The sequence below is a fragment of the Salinicoccus sp. HZC-1 genome, assembly GCF_046736035.1.
Taxonomy (GTDB): Bacteria; Bacillota; Bacilli; order Staphylococcales; family Salinicoccaceae; genus Salinicoccus.
On record NZ_CP177130.1, the window covers coordinates 1,702,432 to 1,719,828 of the forward strand.

The window sequence follows — 17,397 nt, forward strand, 5'->3', positions numbered from 1 at the left end:
TAATACACACTTCTTTCAGCATAATTACTACTATTTTATCATTTATTCATATTGGTGTGTATCGTATATAATTAAATGTGTTAAAATTGTTATCATATTTATTCATAAAGGAAGATGGTCATGCAAGGTACAGAAACACACACCGGCGTCAAGAAGTATATCAGCCTTACCCGCCCGCACACACTGACAGCAGGGTTTGTGCCGGTTTTAGTGGGAACGGCAAGCGTCTTGTTGTTTGCGCCGATAAGATGGGATATGTTCATCGCAATGATGATTGCGACGCTCCTCATCCAATCCGCAACGAATATGTTCAATGAGTATTTCGACTTTAAAAAAGGACTGGACAGTGCAGATTCGGTAGGAATTGCAGGTGCAATCGTCCGAAACGGCATGTCCCCCCGGACAGTACTGAATATTGCTGTCGTCTTTTATATCATTGCAGGTTTGATTGGCATATATATCGCTTTTAACACATCGCTCTGGGTATTGGCCGTCGGTGCGATATCAATGGCCGTAGGATATTTTTATACAGGCGGCCCCTACCCCATATCGTGGACACCATTCGGTGAAATATTCGCAGGCTTTTTCATGGGTACCGTCATCATCATGATTACATTTTTCATCCATGCAGAAACACTGCATTACTTCCCACTGCTGATCTCAATACCGGTAGCCATCACAATCGGTCTGATCAATATGGCGAATAATGTCAGGGACCGGGTGAAAGATAAAGAAAGCGGCAGGAAAACATACGTCATACTTGTCGGTAAGCCAATCGCTGTCATAACGACTGCGGCACTTTTGGCATTCTGCTATATCTTCATTATCTGGATTGCTTTATTCAAACCATTCGGATCAGTGTTCCTGCTTCTCACATTATTATCCCTGCCGTTGTTTATAAAGACTGTCCGGCTGATGTGGCGGGGAAACACACCGCAGGAACTCATTCCGGCAATGGCCGCCATGGGGAAATTAAATACGATATTCGGACTGTTACTTACAATTGGTCTTGTGATCAATGGAGTAACAGGGATATAGGCACAAAAGGGTTGAGATTTATTTCTCAACCCTTTCTTTCTGTCATATATATCTTTGCTGCAGCATCTTTGTATGGAATTCACGGACACAGTCAAAATGATTTGGATTCACATTACGAATCGTTTTCGTCCGGGTGATTCCTTTTGCATTACTCAGCTTGATGAACATAACACCGGATTCATAATTACCACGGTTGAAATCGTCGTCATTAAACTCAAGGGAGACTACCTCTTTATAGGGATAGAAACTCACAGACCACTCCGGACTTTCCTCATTGAACTTCAACGTTGAAGTATGTACAAAAATGATTTCATCCTCCAGCAGAAGATAAAGTCCAATCTGCGTCAGATTGTACCGGCAGGTTCCGATGCAATGGACCACTTTTGATCTGTAGCTTTCGTAGTCCAATTTTTCGCTTAAATATTTTTTGACATTCATTAAGAATTGAAACTCCAGGCCATTAAAATCATGCGGCTCTTCTGTTATTTCGCTCAAAGGTTTTGGGAGATCGATACCATCCAGATACAAATTGATTTCATGATAAGAAAACATAGGCATTCCCCATATCCATATTATGATTTAGTTTCATTATACTACATTCATACAAAAAGAATAAAACATTAACTATTTCAATTCTCGAAATAATATTGATTATTCTAAAAATTATATTATACTTAGAAATGTATCTATATTTTAGGGGGAAAAATAATATGAGTTTAAAGAAATATTTGCTCGCCGGCGGTTTATCAACCGTGCTCCTGCTAGGCGCTTGCGGCGGCAATGACTCAGCAGAAGAGTCTTCTGGGGAAGAGTCTACAGAAGAACAAAGCAATGCTTCCGAAAACGGAAATGTTTCCTACTCCGGAGAATATGGCGACTTCAAGTTTGCGGAATTCACCCAGTATTCAATTGAACCCACTGCGAGTGAAGAAGAAACTGAAGAAGCTGCCGAAGGTGAAGAAACCGGACCGACGGAAGTGGTGATACTCGAATTCGAATTTACCAACAACTCAGATGTTGCCACTGCTCCACAGGAAGCATTTGGCCTCGATCTTGCTGTAAGACAACTGAGCGAAGGTTCAGAGATACCGTTGGATAACTTAACAATGGATCTCCCTGAAGACTTTGAAAAGAGTGACAAAGCCGCAGCAGCAGATGAATTGGTGGAATCAGGTGAGACAACAACAGCTGTTGTTGCATACGGACCGCTGGATCCGGAACTGGAAACAGTGCTTCAAAGTCGTGATAATCCAATGGCTGAAGAAAGCTCAGAACCGCTCGATCACACTATCGAGTTGGAAGGTTCAGGCGGGTCATCTGGTGAAGAAGAATCTGAATAGTAATCCCTCAATCACTTACCCCCTGTTCTTCAGGGGGTATTTATATAGGCAGGTTAAATATGATAATCACTACAGGCGGAAAAACTGATGAAACAGCCATCGCTCATGCCAAAATAATTGCAGATAAATACAATTGTTCTTACATAGAAAGAAAAAAACAAAGTATTGATACTTTGTTCAGTCAGTACCAAACCTCTATCGCAATTGTCGGCAGGAATAAAATAACGATCATCCCCCTATCCACAAAAGAACACATATATTTCCACCCCAATCTCTCAATGATCAGAGCAAAGCGCCTACTCAAAGGTGAAAAAGATACCTTTATAGAAGCGGCAAAATTAGCAGAAAATATGAGTATATTGGATTGTACCATGGGACTCGCTGCAGACAGTATCATTGCAAGCCTCATCACAAAGCAACAAGGAAAAGTCACTTCGATTGAAGCCAATCCCCTACTCTATATGCTCGTAACCGAAGGATTAAAAATATACCAAAGTAACGTAGTAGAGATAAATGATGCAATGAGACGGATACAAACAATCCACGCAGACCATCATGATTACTTAAAGGAGCTGCCGGACAACAGTTACGATATCGTCTACTTCGATCCAATGTTCCAAGAAAGCATTGAGTCATCAAGTGCCATCCAGAAAATTAATAATCAAACGTTAAAAATTGATATTAAAGCCGAAACAATTGAAGAAGCAAAAAGAGTGGCAAAACAAAGAATAGTATTAAAAGATCATTGGAAAAGCCAAAGATTTAAAAACTTGGGATTTGAACAAATAAAGAGAAAAACAAGCCAGGTCCACTATGGGTATATAGATACTGGCAACTAGTCATATACTTAGAACCTTCTTATAACTTACAATAACCAACTCTTTAATAGCACATTAAGTTTAGCTATTACTATTGATAATAACCTCTAGATCCATGGATTTAGAGGTTATTATCAATCATTCATTTTCAGATGATTTCAGGCAGTATATTATTAATCAATATCCACCATTATCTTTCATAGCATTCAATTATTTCGCTATCTAACATATTCAAATATGCCTGCTGCTCCCATACCTACTCCAATGCACATGGTTACCATGCCATACTTGGACTCTGGTCTTTTTTTCATTTCAGAAAGCAGTCTTGCAGTCAGCATTGCTCCTGATGCTCCAAGAGGGTGGCCTAATGAAATTGCGCCTCCATTAACATTCGTTTTATTAATATCTAATTCTGCATGTCTGATAGAGGCAACAGTTTGTGATGCAAATGCTTCATTTAATTCGATTAAATCCATATCATCGACAGTTAGATCAGATAATTTTAATACTTCCGGAATGGCATAGGCTGGACCGATTCCCATGACTTTTGGATCAACACCCACTGCCTTGAAACCGACAAATCGTGCAATAGGTGTAACGCCCAATTCTTTAACTTTGTCTCCGGACATCACAACCACAAAACCCGAACCGTCTGTAAGTGGTGCAGATGAACCTGCTGTTACTGTCCCATCGGCTTTGAACACAGTGGGTAACTTTGCTAAAGTTTCCATGTTCGTATCAGGACGCACAAGTTCGTCAGTATCAAATATATCTTTTGTTACTACAGGGCCCTTATTATCATACGATACTTTATTCACTTCAATAGGAATAATTTCGTCATCGAACTTCCCTGAATCCTGGGCACTTTTAGCACGTTGGTGACTTTGAACGGAATAAGCATCCTGATCTTCCCGTGAGATTTTATATTCTTCAGCTACCATCTCGGCAGTCAGACCCATTGGATAAGACACTCCGGTATCTTCATCCTGGAGTATCGGGTTATTGGTCGGCTCATTACCCCCCATAGGAACAGCACTCATTAATTCAACTCCGCCGGCTACTAGAATATCTGCTTGGTCAGACATAATCTGATTAGCCGCAATCGCGATTGTCTGAAGACCCGAAGAACAATAACGGTTCACAGTTTGACCTGGAACTTCGTTGGACATCCCGGCAAGCAACGCAATCGAACGTGCAATATTTTGCCCCTGCAAGCCCTCGGGAAAGGAATTCCCAACTATAACATCCTGCACCATATCGGGATTGAATTGACCATCAACTCTATCCAGGACCCCTTTCAGTACTTGTGCTGCAACTTCATCAGGTCTTTCGTGGGCCATGGCACCGCTTAACTTTCCTTTACCAGCAGCAGAACGCCCATAAGCTACTATATATGCATCTTGCATTAACTTTCACCCTTTCTCTGTTTCCGCAATTTTTAATTTCGTAAAGGCTGGCCTGTATCCAACATATGTGAAATCCGATTGTACGTTTTTTCGTTTTGCAGCAGCATTAGGAATTTTTGTTTTTCAAGTTTTTGAAGGTATCTTTGATTGATATAAGTGTTACGCGGCAAATCTCCTCCGGATAAAACATCCGCGATACTTAAAGTGATTTTATAGTCATGGTCACTGATAAAGTTACCTACACGCTGCGCATCTAATTGTCCTTGAGCGAGCGCTTTATAATCCCTTCCTAAAGCAAAATATTTCAGTTCCGGTTTAGGGACATAATTGGTCTCTGACTCATATCGCGCTCTGTTTAATGCAACTTCTACTCTTCTCTCCGTATTCAATATAATGGTGTCTGTTTCTCTCAGATAACCATATCTCCGAGCTTCATAAGCGTTCGTTGACACTTTTGCAAAACCTATATTAGTCAGGACTTCCGTCATCGATTTTTGTTTGTCATTGTGTTTGTGCTCCGTTCCGAGGACTCTGTCCGCCATTTCAGCAAGCCCCCCGCCACTAGGAAGCAATCCGACACCGGTCTCTACAAGGCCCATATAGGTTTCACTGGCAGCCACTACAAATGGTGAATGCATCACCACTTCACAGCCACCGCCTAATGTTTTCCCTTGTACTGCTGTCACTATCGGCTTCAAGGCATATTTCAAACGACTGAAACTGTTGTGAAGCTTATCAATTGCAGGACCGACCAGGTCTTCGACCTGCTTCGTTTCATGCGCTTTTTTCATCTGGTATAAATTAGCGCCGACACTGAAGTTCTTTCCTCCTGCATATATCACCATGCTCGAATAATCTTCACTTTCTAGCATATCGATAGATTCAATCAGATCATCAGCAAAACCATCTGAGATAATATTGTTCCTGCTCTGCAGTTTCAGTAAGAGCTGATCTTTATTCGCAATCGATAGATTGGAATCTTCCCGATTCCATATCTCACTGTCTATGAACTCTGATACTGGTGTCACCCGCTCTATCGATTCATCATCAGCATAAAATGGTGAATTACGATTTTCTATCCATTCCGGCAAGTCACCCAGTTCTTTTTTCATGCGTTCTTTGACACGGTCAAAGCCCATTAAATCCCACAGTTGGAATGGCCCTTTTTTCCAGTTGAACCCCCAGATCATTGCACGATCTATATCTTTGAAGTCTGACGCTGCTTTCGGTACGTTGAGTGCGGAATAATAAAAATTATTTCTAAGTGTTTCCCATAGGAATATACCGGCTTTGTCATCAGCATTAAAAATCACATCCATATTTTCTTTCAAGTCTTTGCTGAAGCTTTTCAGCAGTTCAAAATTCGGTTGCTTCTGCTCCACATAGTCTTTTGCTTCCGGATCAAAGACGAGAATTGCTTTCTTTTCTTTTTTATAAAAGCCTTGTTTCGTCTTTCTTCCCAGCGCTCCCTTTTCCATGAGTTTACCGGCGATTTGTGTGTCATGGAAAAAATCTTTTTCTTCAGGGATCTGCTGGAGCCCTTTAATCACTGTTACCGCAATATCAAGTCCTACCAAGTCCACCAGTCCATATGTTCCCATGCTCGGCCGGCCAATGCTGCGTCCTGTTAACGCATCTGTCTCAGTGATAGAAAAGCTTTGTGCTTCCGCACGATACATCACATCATTCATCGTCTGAGTCCCTACACGGTTGGCAACAAATGCAGGTACATCATTTGCAACTACCACGCCTTTACCTAGTACATCCTCTGCAAAAGCTTGAACTGCTTCAACTGTTTCGGAGGCAGTTTCAGAAGCAGGGATGATTTCAACAAGTTTCATAATGCGCGGCGGATTGAAGAAGTGCATGCCAATGAACCTCTTTCTTTCATCATCACTGAAGACTTTTGATATCGCCTCGATTGGAATGCCCGAGGTATTTGTTGCAAATAATGCCTTTTTTGGGGCGATTTTTCTCACTTTATTCCAGATATCATGCTTGATATCCAGCTCTTCTTTTACCGCTTCAATAAAAATATCTGAGTCATCCTGTTGTGATAAATCTTCCTCAAAATTGCCGTAAGTTAAATTAGAGGCGAAATCTAAATCAAATAATTGTGGCCGCTTTGAATCAGTAATCATATTGTAGGCTTTTTCAGAAATTTTATTCGGTTCTTTCTCATCAATAGCCATATCCAGTAATTTTACTTTTAAACCAGCATTAACAAGCAGGGCAGCAATTTGACTGCCCATGACACCTGCGCCTAACACGGTTGCTTTTCTTATCGTCATGAAAAACCCTCCATATATTTTGTATCAAGTAATTTCACTCGTCTCTTCTGGGCTTATATAAATGCAGAATTACCTGTTAATGCTCTCCCAATCACCAATGCATTAATTTCATGAGTACCTTCATAAGTGTAGACTGCTTCAGCATCAGAGAAGAATCTGGCGATATCATACTCTGCCAATATTCCATTTCCTCCTGTAATACCGCGACCCATCGCAACTGATTCTCTCAACCTTAATGCATTCATCATTTTGGCAGTTGAAGTCGCCACTTCATCATATTCACCGTTTTCCTGCATACGTGCAAGCTGAGCAGATAAAGCCATCGCATGAGATAGATTCCCCTGCATCATTGCCAGCTTCTCCTGTATTAATTGGTATTTACTAATCTCTTTGCCGAACTGCTTACGTTCTGTCACATAATCTATAGTTGCACGTAATGCCCCTGCCAATGCACCTGTTGCCATGTATGCAACCCCGGCACGTGTAGAATACAGTACTTTCGCAATATCTTTAAAGCTGTTAATATTTTTTAATCTATTCTCCTCTTCCACAACAACATTTTTTAAATGTATATTGGTGTTGGGAATAATTCTTAAAGCGATTTTGTTTTCTATAATGTCTATATCGACACCCTCCTGCTCTGGCCGGATGATAAAACCTTTTGGTTTACCAGTATCTGCATCTACTGCAAAAACTGGAATGACATCTGAAACATTGGCGCCGCCAATCCATTTTTTTGCCCCATTTAAAATCCATTGACCGCCTTCTCTTTTTGCAGTGGTTTCCAGTCCACCGGCTACATCGGACCCATGCTCAGGCTCGGTCAGAGCAAAACACGTTCTCAATTCATGAGACTGTAACTTTGGAATATAATATGCAACTTGTTCTTTGCTCCCGCCAAACAGGAATGCATTGTGCCCGAGCCCCTGATGCACACCAAGAATGGTTACCAGCGATACATCAAATCTTGCAATTGTGTAGGACATAAAGAATTGAAACATTTGACTCGTTGTTCTTGCGCCTTCCCGACCTTCAAAAAGCATTGGATTATTAAAGTAGTTCAATTTCCCCATATCATCGAAAAATTCTTCAGGTACAGTTGCATTTATCCAATGTTCATTGATTGAATTACGGTACTTTTCTTCTAATAGATCATTGAGATTTTTAAGAAATTGAACTTCCCCTTCTGTCAATTCTTTGGAAATGCTCAATAAGTCCTCCGGGTATAATTCTTTTAATAATTCTTGTTTTGCTGTCATATAAAATCCCCCACCACTTTAATGATAACGCTTACATTATGTTCGAAAAAAATATAACGTATAAAAGTTTTATGACTGATATCGGTTATACCAGTTCATCTTCCTGACTTTCTTCCTGGGCTTTTTTATTCATCATTTTCTGTAACTCCAACTTGTCAGGTTTAGCTGTTGAATTTAATGGGATATCATTCAGTTTCAAATACAATCTTGGTACTTTGTAACCTGCCAGCTTTTCTCTCATATGTTCATCTAAAATAGATTCAAAATTTGCATTTTCTTCTGAAAGGACTACAGCCGCAGAGATGGATTCTCCGTATTTAGGGCTGTCATAACCAACAACTATAGTTTGCCTGACGAGCGGATGTTCTGATAATACGGCTTCCACTTCAGATGGCAGGACATTTTCACCACCCGTAATAATTAATTCTTTCTTACGATCGACGATAAATATATCCCCCTCTTCATCTTTCTTAGCCAGGTCTCCTGTTAAGAAATATCCATCTACAAATGAGTCCGCTGTCGCTTCCGGTTTGTTCCAGTAACCAGGGGTTACGTTTTTCCCTTTAACTGCCAGCTCACCGATTTCCCCTGTTTTGACATCATTAAATTCTTCATCCAACAGACGCATGTCCACATACATCACCGGCTTACCGATACTCATCGGTTTTTTAACCGCATTATGTGCTGTATTCACCATTGCAAGCGGTGCTTCAGTTAAACCATAACCATTAATCAGCGTATGACCCATACTTTCAAATTTTTTCTGAACTGTCGGTAATGGTGAAGAACCGCCCTGTATAAGAAATTCGATATTTTTGAAATTATTAATATCAAAATTATCTGCAACCAGCATTCCATAATACATAGTTGGTATGAGTATTAAATAATTCGGATCATATTCTTTCATCAATTCATTTAGTTCTTTACCATCGAAATATCGGTGAAGAACCAAGGTCCCGCCACTCATGATCAATGGTAAAGTTGTATCGTTAAATCCTAGTACATGGAACATAGGCGTTGAAATAATCGTAGTTTGGGTTGAATTTATTTTGTAAGTCAGTGCTGTATTTATTACATTGCTTATAAATGAATCGTAAGTGAACATTACACCTTTTGGTAAGCCTGTAGTTCCACTCGTATACATTAATGAAGCCAGATCATCACTTTCTACATCTGCAGTTTTAAATGAGCGATGATTTTTTGGATGAACCATTTCATCATACTCTTGTGAATCGATATCCATGTGAATCAATTCTTCTGGTATCCCCTGGAGACTCACCTTATGTTTTTGGGAATAGAAAATCATTTTAACATCTGAGTCTGATACAATGCTTTCAATCTCATTAGGTTTCAGGCGCCAGTTTATTGGGAGGAATACAACTCCCATTTTAAAAGTTGCAAATAACAAATCCAGTATCGCTACATCATTAGGAGCAAAAATGCCAACAACATCCCCACGTTTAATCCCCTGATCATGCAAGTGGTTTGCTAAATTCTCTGCCCGGATATTCAAATCCTGATAGGACCATTCAGTCCCTTTCATCGGATCAATCACTGCTGCTTTCACTTCATCATAATCTGATCTTGTTTTAATCCAATCGTAATTCATATTTATCTTCCCCTTTTATAAATGATTACTTTTTTGAATAGAGTGATGTAAATTCCCCCATTTTTCCTGGAAAATAGTCTGATCAATCACTTTCAAATCGTCAGATATAACAGGATCGAAATCCATTTTTGAAACGATATCTTTTTGTAAATCGAGCCCCGGTGAAATTTCAATTAATTTTAAGCCTTCGCGGGTCAATTGAAACACTGCCCGTTCCGTCACATAAAAAACCTGCTGGTTCAGTTCTCTCGCATACGCTGCATTGAAATCCATACTTTGCACATTATTTACAAATTTATGTGAGTGACCTTCCTGTTCAATTATCAACTTGTTGTTTTTACATGTGGATTGACTCCCCACAACCAAAGTGCCTGAAAAAATGATAGTCTTCACAGTTTGACTTATGTCTATAAAGCCGCCGCTTCCGCTCATCTTATTACCAAAACGGGAAACATTCGCATTTCCAAACCGATCGATTTCTGCAAAGCTGAGATATGCTATATCAAGTCCGCCATTATATATAAAATCCCATGTCATATCATGCCGCATTCTCGCATCCAGATTATAGTTCATTCCAAAGTTATTTTTACTGCCAATAATCCCTCCAAATACGCCGGTATCAATATTAAGCTGCACCAGATCCTCAGCTTGTTCTTCTATCAATAAGTTTGATAGTTCATTATTTATACCAAAACCAATACTTACTACATCCCCCTCACTTAGGAACAGTGCAGACCGTCTTAAAATAATTTTACGGGAACTAAGTTCAATAAATTGCTCCTGTATGCCACTCACCCGATAGTCGCCTGACAAAGCAGGATCATAATAATTTTGCATCACCTGCTTATGATATTTGGGGTTTTCATTTACAACTATATAATCCACTAGTTCACCGGGAATAAACACAGCAGTGGAATGGAAACTGCCACTTTGAACCACTTCTTTAACTTGAACAATTACCTTACCGCCATTTTTGTGGGTTGCAGCCGCTACACTGTATCCTTCTCCCAAATGGGCTTCATGAGTCATAAAAATATTCCCTTTTTCATCAGCATATGTCCCCCGTAAGAGAGCCACATTAATGACAGGGAAGTCATAATGCAAATATTCTTCTCCTTTAATTTCTAATAAAGAGACTAGATCTTCAACTGTAATATCATTAACCTTGCCACCCGAATTTCTAGAATCGACATTTGTATTTAAACCTATTTTTGTAATCATGCCCGGAGAAGAAGCAGCCTGGTTTCGATATTGTACTGCCATAATTCCCTGCGGAAAAAAATATGCTTCAATTTCATTATTTTTAATCGCATTAATAGTAACTGGTGATGCTGTAAGTAAACTTGTTATCAAGCGTCTGACCATACCCCGCTCAATGAAAGAATCAAGATCAATCCCATCGCCGTAATCACTTATATCATTTGCAATGACAAATGTAAGATTATCCGGTTCTCCAGTTTCATCGTATTCATCAATTATATGCTTTAATATTTCTACTGGTAAGTTTGCAACTGATAAAGCTGCGATGGAAATGACATCTCCAGTGTTAACAATGGTTTTTAAATCATTGTATGAAATAATCTCCATATTCCAAGCTCCCGACATTATTTATTCTATAAAAACTTCACTATGTATACCCTCCCTCTGTTTATTTTCACTTCATAATTTTAATGTATCACTTCGAACAATTATTGTAAACGTTTTCATTTCAATAAACTATATCTATATTTAAATAAAAATTTTAAACCTGATATTAAAACCTAGTACTAAAAATAAGGAAAAAAGCTTTCATATCAATACCTTAAGGTTATGAGTATAAAATTTTTAAAAATGAAATTACATATAATATTAACAAAATAAATTTAAAACAATTAAGTATTGACATATGACTCAAAAAATGTCCAAATAAATAAAAAACAATCAAATTAAAGATTGGTGCTTTACATAAATACCATTGTTAGCAATAGATTCACTGGAGAGAAACCGTAAAAAAGTTACAACGGGTCACTATCGGCCATCGTAACTTTACGCATTTTAGAGATTGTATATTATTGATAACACGGTTATACCAACTTGAAAGTAAAAGGGCGTCCAACCTGCTTAAAGCAAGGTAGACGCTCAGACTCAACCGTTCCTCAGTTCTATTTGTTGTTGAGCTTTAAAATGGCACATAAAAGGCAAAAAACCCCTTGAGACCATTTGGTCTCAAGGGGTTATAACGGACAGTGAGGGAGTTAAAAACCTCGTCAAATGGGTATATTGATCAGCTCGTTGACCATATATTGACCAAGGCATTTTTTCGTTTCCGCTATCCGTCCGTCATATATAGTAGGGATTCGATTAAAAATGATGCGGATAACCAAAAAAGATCGCTTATTATTAATTACTACATGGTACAATTAATATAACATATTTTAGGAGGGTTCTACTATGAGTAAAGACTTGCCATTTGAGCCACTTGAAGAAGAAAAGCCTAAAGAGGAAATTGCTTTTGAAGGCGATGAAAAGACATTACTTGAATTCACTGCCACAACTTATATCTCCCCTGCCACTAAATACACACTTACCAACGAACGTTTAAAAGTACAAGAGAAAGGTTATGTTTTGTCTGGTCGTAAAACAGATATCGAATTATATAAGGTAAAAGACAGTGAAGTTCAGCAATCACTCACACAGAAAATGATGAATACAGGATATATATTGATCATTAGTGCAGATGAAAGCGATCCGACCATTAAACTAAGTAAAGTGAAAAATCCACATGATGTGCGAGAGCACATCAGAAGCGCCGCCAATGCATCGCGGAAACGTGAAGGTGTTGGAATGAAATATAATATTTAATAAAAACAGCCCACCGACCAATTAAGGTTAGTGGGCATTTTATTTTTGTATACTACATGTAGAGTTTTGGATTTCTGTTATACATTAGAAAAATTTACTTAACTTACTTCACACGCCCATCCATCTTTATCTCTATCCATTTTAGGTTGATATGCAGGATCTCCTTGAGGCACCCCTTCAGGATATGTTCCTCTTAAATCAGTACAGTTCTCGAAAAACTCTTGTTGAGCAGGTTGTTCTGTTGTTGCTGGCTCGGAAGTTGCAGGTTCATCCGTTGGTTCTGGTTCCGGCTCTGGTTCTTCACTATTAAAGCCTTCCCCGCCCTCATTTACATAACCGGGGATGGACCAGATACCAAGCTGACGATCTTTAGCATACTGTTCTGCTGCTCTAAACTCCGATAAATATCTTTGTTGCTCATAAATATACCCCACGCGTGCAAGCCCTTCTTTTAATAGGACTTCGTGGACATTCACATCATCCGCATATAGATATACAAGTTCTCTGTCATAATGATCCGTTTTATCTCCACTGTCATACTCGATATAGAGTTGATCTGCGTTATTCAACAACTGCGTTAAACGCGCAGAAGCTTCTTTGCCGTATGGTTCAACCGGTTTATTTGGATGTACTGTTTCTGGTGTATCGATGAGAAGGAGTCTTAACTTTAACGTATCCCCATTATTATCAAGAACATTCACAGTATCTCCATCTGTTACTCGATACAAGTTGACTGGGATAAGTCCTTCTTTTGCAGCAACCTTTTCTTCTTTAGCTTCTTCTTTTTCCTTTTCAGCTGCTTTTTCTTCTTTGGCTTTCTCAGCTTCTATTGATTCTTCTTTCTTTTTCTCTTCCTCAATCGATACCTCTTCTTCCTTTTTGGCTTCTTCGATTGATTCTTCCTTAGCCTTTTCAGCTTCCAGGGATTTTTCTTCTTCAATCGATTCCTCTTTCTCTTTTTCAGCTTCGATTGACTCTTCTTTTTCCTTCTCTGCGGCTTCCTTCGCTACTTTCTCTTCTTCAGCCTTTTTCTCAGCAGCTTCTTTTTCTGCTTCAGTTGTAGTTTCTTCGGTTGGCTCTTCCGTCTCCTCTTCTACAGCCTCTGCACCATCTGCAGCTATTTGGTCTGACGTTGAATCAACATCAGTTGATGAAAAAAGCAAAACGAAGAAACAGACTAATCCAGCAATGAAAAATGATCCAGTTCTAATAAAATGTTTATTTCGACTACTTTCATTCTTTCTAAATACTATTCCTAATACTAAAAATACAAACATTGCTATTGTTAACAGAATCCACAACGCTAAAGCTAAGTCGAACAACATAAAGCCACTACTTACTACACTAAGTAATATGAACAGTGCGCACGTAGCAGCAAACGAATACAACGAGAAATTCCATATTTGATTATAAGATTTTCCTTCAAAACGCTTGATGAGTCCAAGCACGAAAAATGTCAACGTGGCTGCAATTGCAAAGAAAATCAAGATACCTACAAACGTCCCCATAACTTCTCCCCCAATATATGTAATTTACATCATTTTACATCAGGGGTTACTGTTAGTAAATGGGTTTTAGAGAAATATTACAATTGAATATAATATTTATTAATTATTCTTAATATGTATCTATGAATTTCGTTCCCATAAGCGAATTGTCTAAATTTCGCTTATTTAAACAATTTATCTAAAGTTCGCTTTGAATAACTCTCTGCTTAATTCTAGCGCTGTCATCATACCAGCTACCTGACCAGGGACATCATTGATGTCTGCATAGTAATCGTCGACTAAGCCGTTTTCCATAGTGACATACATAGTATCCGCTTTATCAATCTTGCCTGTCATGATTTGATGCTGCAGTCGCTGGTTCAGCATAATGTAATCCTCGTTGATATGTAATTCCATGTCCACACCCCTTTTAAGTAATGATACCTCATACAATCTCGTAGAGGTACTAAAAAAACCACCTTCTATATTAGTGCAGAGAATACCTTTTAATCTAAAGCCCAGACTGTTCTTTACAAGTTTCATTCACAGCGTTAAGATACTTTGGAGTATTAAAGATATTGAGGATATGAATCGAGGGATAAGTATGAAAAAAACATTCGCAGTTTTTGGTCTGGGTCGTTTCGGAGGCACGATGGTGAAAGAGTTAAACGACATGCATATAGATGTAATTGCTGTAGATAAAGATGAAGAGAAAGTAAGTGAATATGTGGACTGTGCAACATATGCGCACTGTGCCAATGCGATTGATGAGGCATTTCTCAAACAAATTGGTGTGCGTAATGTGGACCATGCTTTCGTCTCGTTCGGTAATGATCTGGAAGCCAGCATATTGACCTCTTTGATATTGAAAGAATTGGGCGTTCCAAAAGTTTGGGCGAAGGCCAAAAATGAAGAACATGCTAAAGTCTTGAACAAGATTGGCGTCGATAAAGTCATACATCCGGAACGTGACGTCGCGAGGAAAATAACCAAGCACATCACTTCAGATAAAATGATTGATTTCATTGAGCTCTCAGACACCTACAGCATTGTCGAAATCATTGCGACTAAAAAAATCAAAGATAAAACGATTGGGAAGTTGGATTTGCGTTCAAAATATGGCTGTACCATCATAGGTATTCAAAGAGACGAAGATTTTATTATTTCTCCACTTATTGATGAAGTGATTCATGAAGGAGATACTCTTGTGATTGTTGGAAAAAATAAAGAAATTCAACGATTTGAAAGATATGGGGTTTAAAAATGAAAATTGCCACCCTCTACATTAGCATAGAGAGTGGCTCAAAAAATAATATCGTCAAAAGAGAATTGTGTAAAAGGAATTCCTTCTAATCCCAGAATAGCATAAAGAGAATGATAGGCAAGTAAAAAGCCATCCTCTATTTTACAAAAGAACGGCTTCGTATTAAGTGAAAAACACCCAAACTATATGATTAACAACCTACCCATAAAACATTTTAGCAAAAGTTATTGATAATACAAGAAATAAAAAAACTCTCTACATTTTCATAGAGAGTGGCTCACAATATCTCTTGGGGGAGATATCAGATAATTAAAATATAATGGAGTTTGCATGGGATGTAAACAAATAACGCTGTAATTACTGTTTAATAGAAATAATTTCTGCTATATCATTTAAAACAAAGTCACTTGATAATACCTCTTCTCCAATTAAAATTTCATTGTAAGTAACAGGCACTTTAACCTTTGTATTACTTGTTAATTTTAAATTTTTAAATTTTTGATCTCGCACTTTAACTGAAAAATTTTCATTTAAGTTTTCGTCTCTTATGATAATAGTAAAATTGTCATGGTTTATAGCTGCGATGCTTCCTTTTAAGACTTTTTCTTCTTTGTTTTCAACACTCAATTCATCTAGCCTTACTTTAATATTTTTTATTTTTCTACTATCAAATTGGTAATTATTTTCGGAATTCTCAAATTCAAATGTGTTGTGAGATTTATATATATTTTTCACCCACTCTTTAGTTGATTTGATGGTCTCTGTACCATAACTTTTCACAATTTCGCTTAAGTTTTCTTCGTAAAGATCACTTATTACATCATTTAGAATATTTAAAGATGGTTTGTTTACACTATCTGTGAGAGCATCAAAATCTGAATTTATTTTATCATTTAGAATATGTGATCTATGTTGTTTGATTTCAATCTCAAATGATCCAGCTCTCACCTCTGATATAACCAAGCCTGTTGAATTTATAATATGCTTCTTCAATCTTTTACTCGGGCCAAATGTTTTGAAGTTAACAGCTTTCCTATATATATTTTGAATCCCTTTAGAGAAATTGCTTAAATCATCAATTAGTATCATACCACTTGGCAAAGTATTATTGACTTTGAATTTAATCGGATCATTTGTCTTTTTATTCAATTCGTGAATATTGATAAATTTCTCATTTAAACTTTTAATACTTTGAATTTCATCTTCTAGACTTGAAATCTCAATATTCCTATCGAAATCAAACATCATAAAACACCTCCCGGGATAGAAATAATAGCTTTATTTCGTTGTTGTCTATCAAATCCGAACTGTCCCATCCAATACTTCATTTGCTTGTCTTCCATACGTATGTGTTGAATTATCTGATCTTTAATATTGTCTAATGGTTCACCTTTAGATCCATTCTGTTGGAAATATTTTGCAACTTTCTCGATATATGTATCTTCTATAGAACTATCGTAGGCTATGAAAACGTCTAAATGTTTATCCATAAACATAGTCCTCAATGCTCCACTATTATGTTGAATAATCTTCGCACTCTCATTAAACGGCTTTAATAAAAGTACTAAATCTATGTCATTTGGATTTTCTTTATTAGTACAGAAACTTCCATCTATCCATAGCTTACTAATACCATCTTGCACATTTTTACTTTTCATCAATTCTATAAAATTTAATAAACTATCATAATTTCTCGATCGTGTTGTCGAATTATGAAATTTTTTAACAAGTTCATAATTAACTGTCGTCAAGTCGCTATCTATAATACCCCCACTTATATTCCCATGGCCATCAAAAGTAAACACCATTTCTAGAACCTCTTTCATTGTGTAGTTATCTAAATATTACAGATATTTACTATAATAGGCAATATTAGTTTTAAAAAAAGAGCCGACAGCGGGAAATGCTGACAGCTCAACTACACAACTTAATTATACAATGAAATCCTTTTTTATTCCAAAATTATATCCTATTTTATATTTCATTGTTAACTCAAATCTCATAAATCTAGATTTGTATATGGCAATCTGTTCCACATTTGCTA

At 37.7% G+C, this 17,397-nt stretch carries 15 protein-coding genes; 5 read left to right on the top strand and 10 right to left on the bottom strand.

Annotated features, from left to right (window positions below; genetic code table 11):
* Nucleotides 1-120: 120 nt before the first annotated feature.
* The gene (locus ACKRAT_RS08550) at nt 121-1,038 is read left to right on the top strand and encodes a 1,4-dihydroxy-2-naphthoate polyprenyltransferase (protein ID WP_411842091.1); all 918 of its coding nucleotides are present in this window, start codon (nt 121-123) and stop codon (nt 1,036-1,038) included.
* A 42-nt stretch (nt 1,039-1,080) separates the two neighbouring features.
* Here the strand turns inward: ACKRAT_RS08550 and ACKRAT_RS08555 are convergent, their stop codons facing one another.
* Nucleotides 1,081-1,590, bottom strand: coding sequence for a hypothetical protein (locus ACKRAT_RS08555; protein ID WP_411842092.1), 510 nt, complete (start codon nt 1,588-1,590; stop codon nt 1,081-1,083).
* Nucleotides 1,591-1,748: 158 nt separating this feature from the next.
* Between ACKRAT_RS08555 and ACKRAT_RS08560 the strand changes: the two genes are divergently transcribed.
* Nucleotides 1,749-2,378: a DUF5067 domain-containing protein gene (locus ACKRAT_RS08560; RefSeq protein ID WP_411842093.1), complete on the top strand. Its 630-nt coding sequence runs from the start codon at nt 1,749-1,751 to the stop codon at nt 2,376-2,378.
* A gap of 59 nt (nt 2,379-2,437) precedes the next feature.
* Entirely contained in the window at nt 2,438-3,217 is a 780-nt protein-coding gene (locus ACKRAT_RS08565) for a class I SAM-dependent methyltransferase (RefSeq protein ID WP_411842094.1), read from the top strand.
* Nucleotides 3,218-3,414: 197 nt separating this feature from the next.
* Here the strand turns inward: ACKRAT_RS08565 and ACKRAT_RS08570 are convergent, their stop codons facing one another.
* The 5 genes from ACKRAT_RS08570 to ACKRAT_RS08590 form a co-directional block, all read right to left on the bottom strand.
* Nucleotides 3,415-4,602 carry a thiolase family protein gene (locus ACKRAT_RS08570; protein ID WP_411842095.1) on the bottom strand — a complete coding sequence of 396 codons (1,188 nt, stop codon included), beginning with the start codon at nt 4,600-4,602 and terminating at the stop codon, nt 3,415-3,417.
* A gap of 32 nt (nt 4,603-4,634) precedes the next feature.
* The gene (locus ACKRAT_RS08575) at nt 4,635-6,893 is read right to left on the bottom strand and encodes a 3-hydroxyacyl-CoA dehydrogenase NAD-binding domain-containing protein (protein WP_411842096.1); all 2,259 of its coding nucleotides are present in this window, start codon (nt 6,891-6,893) and stop codon (nt 4,635-4,637) included.
* 53 nt (nt 6,894-6,946) lie between these two features.
* Nucleotides 6,947-8,152: an acyl-CoA dehydrogenase family protein gene (locus ACKRAT_RS08580; RefSeq protein ID WP_411842097.1), complete on the bottom strand. Its 1,206-nt coding sequence runs from the start codon at nt 8,150-8,152 to the stop codon at nt 6,947-6,949.
* Between the two features lie 85 nt (nt 8,153-8,237).
* Entirely contained in the window at nt 8,238-9,761 is a 1,524-nt protein-coding gene (locus tag ACKRAT_RS08585; protein ID WP_411842098.1) for a class I adenylate-forming enzyme family protein, read from the bottom strand.
* 15 nt (nt 9,762-9,776) lie between these two features.
* Nucleotides 9,777-11,348: an acyl CoA:acetate/3-ketoacid CoA transferase gene (locus ACKRAT_RS08590; RefSeq protein ID WP_411842099.1), complete on the bottom strand. Its 1,572-nt coding sequence runs from the start codon at nt 11,346-11,348 to the stop codon at nt 9,777-9,779.
* An 843-nt stretch (nt 11,349-12,191) separates the two neighbouring features.
* Between ACKRAT_RS08590 and ACKRAT_RS08595 the strand changes: the two genes are divergently transcribed.
* Nucleotides 12,192-12,602, top strand: coding sequence for a PH domain-containing protein (locus ACKRAT_RS08595; protein ID WP_411842100.1), 411 nt, complete (start codon nt 12,192-12,194; stop codon nt 12,600-12,602).
* Nucleotides 12,603-12,700: 98 nt separating this feature from the next.
* Here the strand turns inward: ACKRAT_RS08595 and ACKRAT_RS08600 are convergent, their stop codons facing one another.
* Both ACKRAT_RS08600 and ACKRAT_RS08605 read right to left on the bottom strand, forming a co-directional pair.
* Nucleotides 12,701-14,110: a thermonuclease family protein gene (locus ACKRAT_RS08600; protein WP_411842101.1), complete on the bottom strand. Its 1,410-nt coding sequence runs from the start codon at nt 14,108-14,110 to the stop codon at nt 12,701-12,703.
* Between the two features lie 174 nt (nt 14,111-14,284).
* Entirely contained in the window at nt 14,285-14,506 is a 222-nt protein-coding gene (locus tag ACKRAT_RS08605; RefSeq protein ID WP_411842102.1) for a hypothetical protein, read from the bottom strand.
* Between the two features lie 187 nt (nt 14,507-14,693).
* On the opposite strand from ACKRAT_RS08605, the gene ACKRAT_RS08610 reads away from it, so the two are divergent.
* Entirely contained in the window at nt 14,694-15,350 is a 657-nt protein-coding gene (locus ACKRAT_RS08610; RefSeq protein WP_411842103.1) for a potassium channel family protein, read from the top strand.
* 360 nt (nt 15,351-15,710) lie between these two features.
* Here ACKRAT_RS08610 and ACKRAT_RS08615 read toward each other — a convergent pair whose 3' ends face one another.
* Together ACKRAT_RS08615 and ACKRAT_RS08620 are read right to left on the bottom strand one after the other, a co-directional pair.
* Nucleotides 15,711-16,601 carry a hypothetical protein gene (locus ACKRAT_RS08615; RefSeq protein ID WP_411842104.1) on the bottom strand — a complete coding sequence of 297 codons (891 nt, stop codon included), beginning with the start codon at nt 16,599-16,601 and terminating at the stop codon, nt 15,711-15,713.
* Complete coding sequence (locus ACKRAT_RS08620; protein ID WP_411842105.1) at nt 16,598-17,161, bottom strand: DUF6932 family protein; 564 nt, start codon at nt 17,159-17,161, stop codon at nt 16,598-16,600. The genes ACKRAT_RS08615 and ACKRAT_RS08620 overlap by 4 nt, the downstream gene beginning before the upstream one ends.
* Between the last annotated feature and the right edge of the window lie 236 nt (nt 17,162-17,397).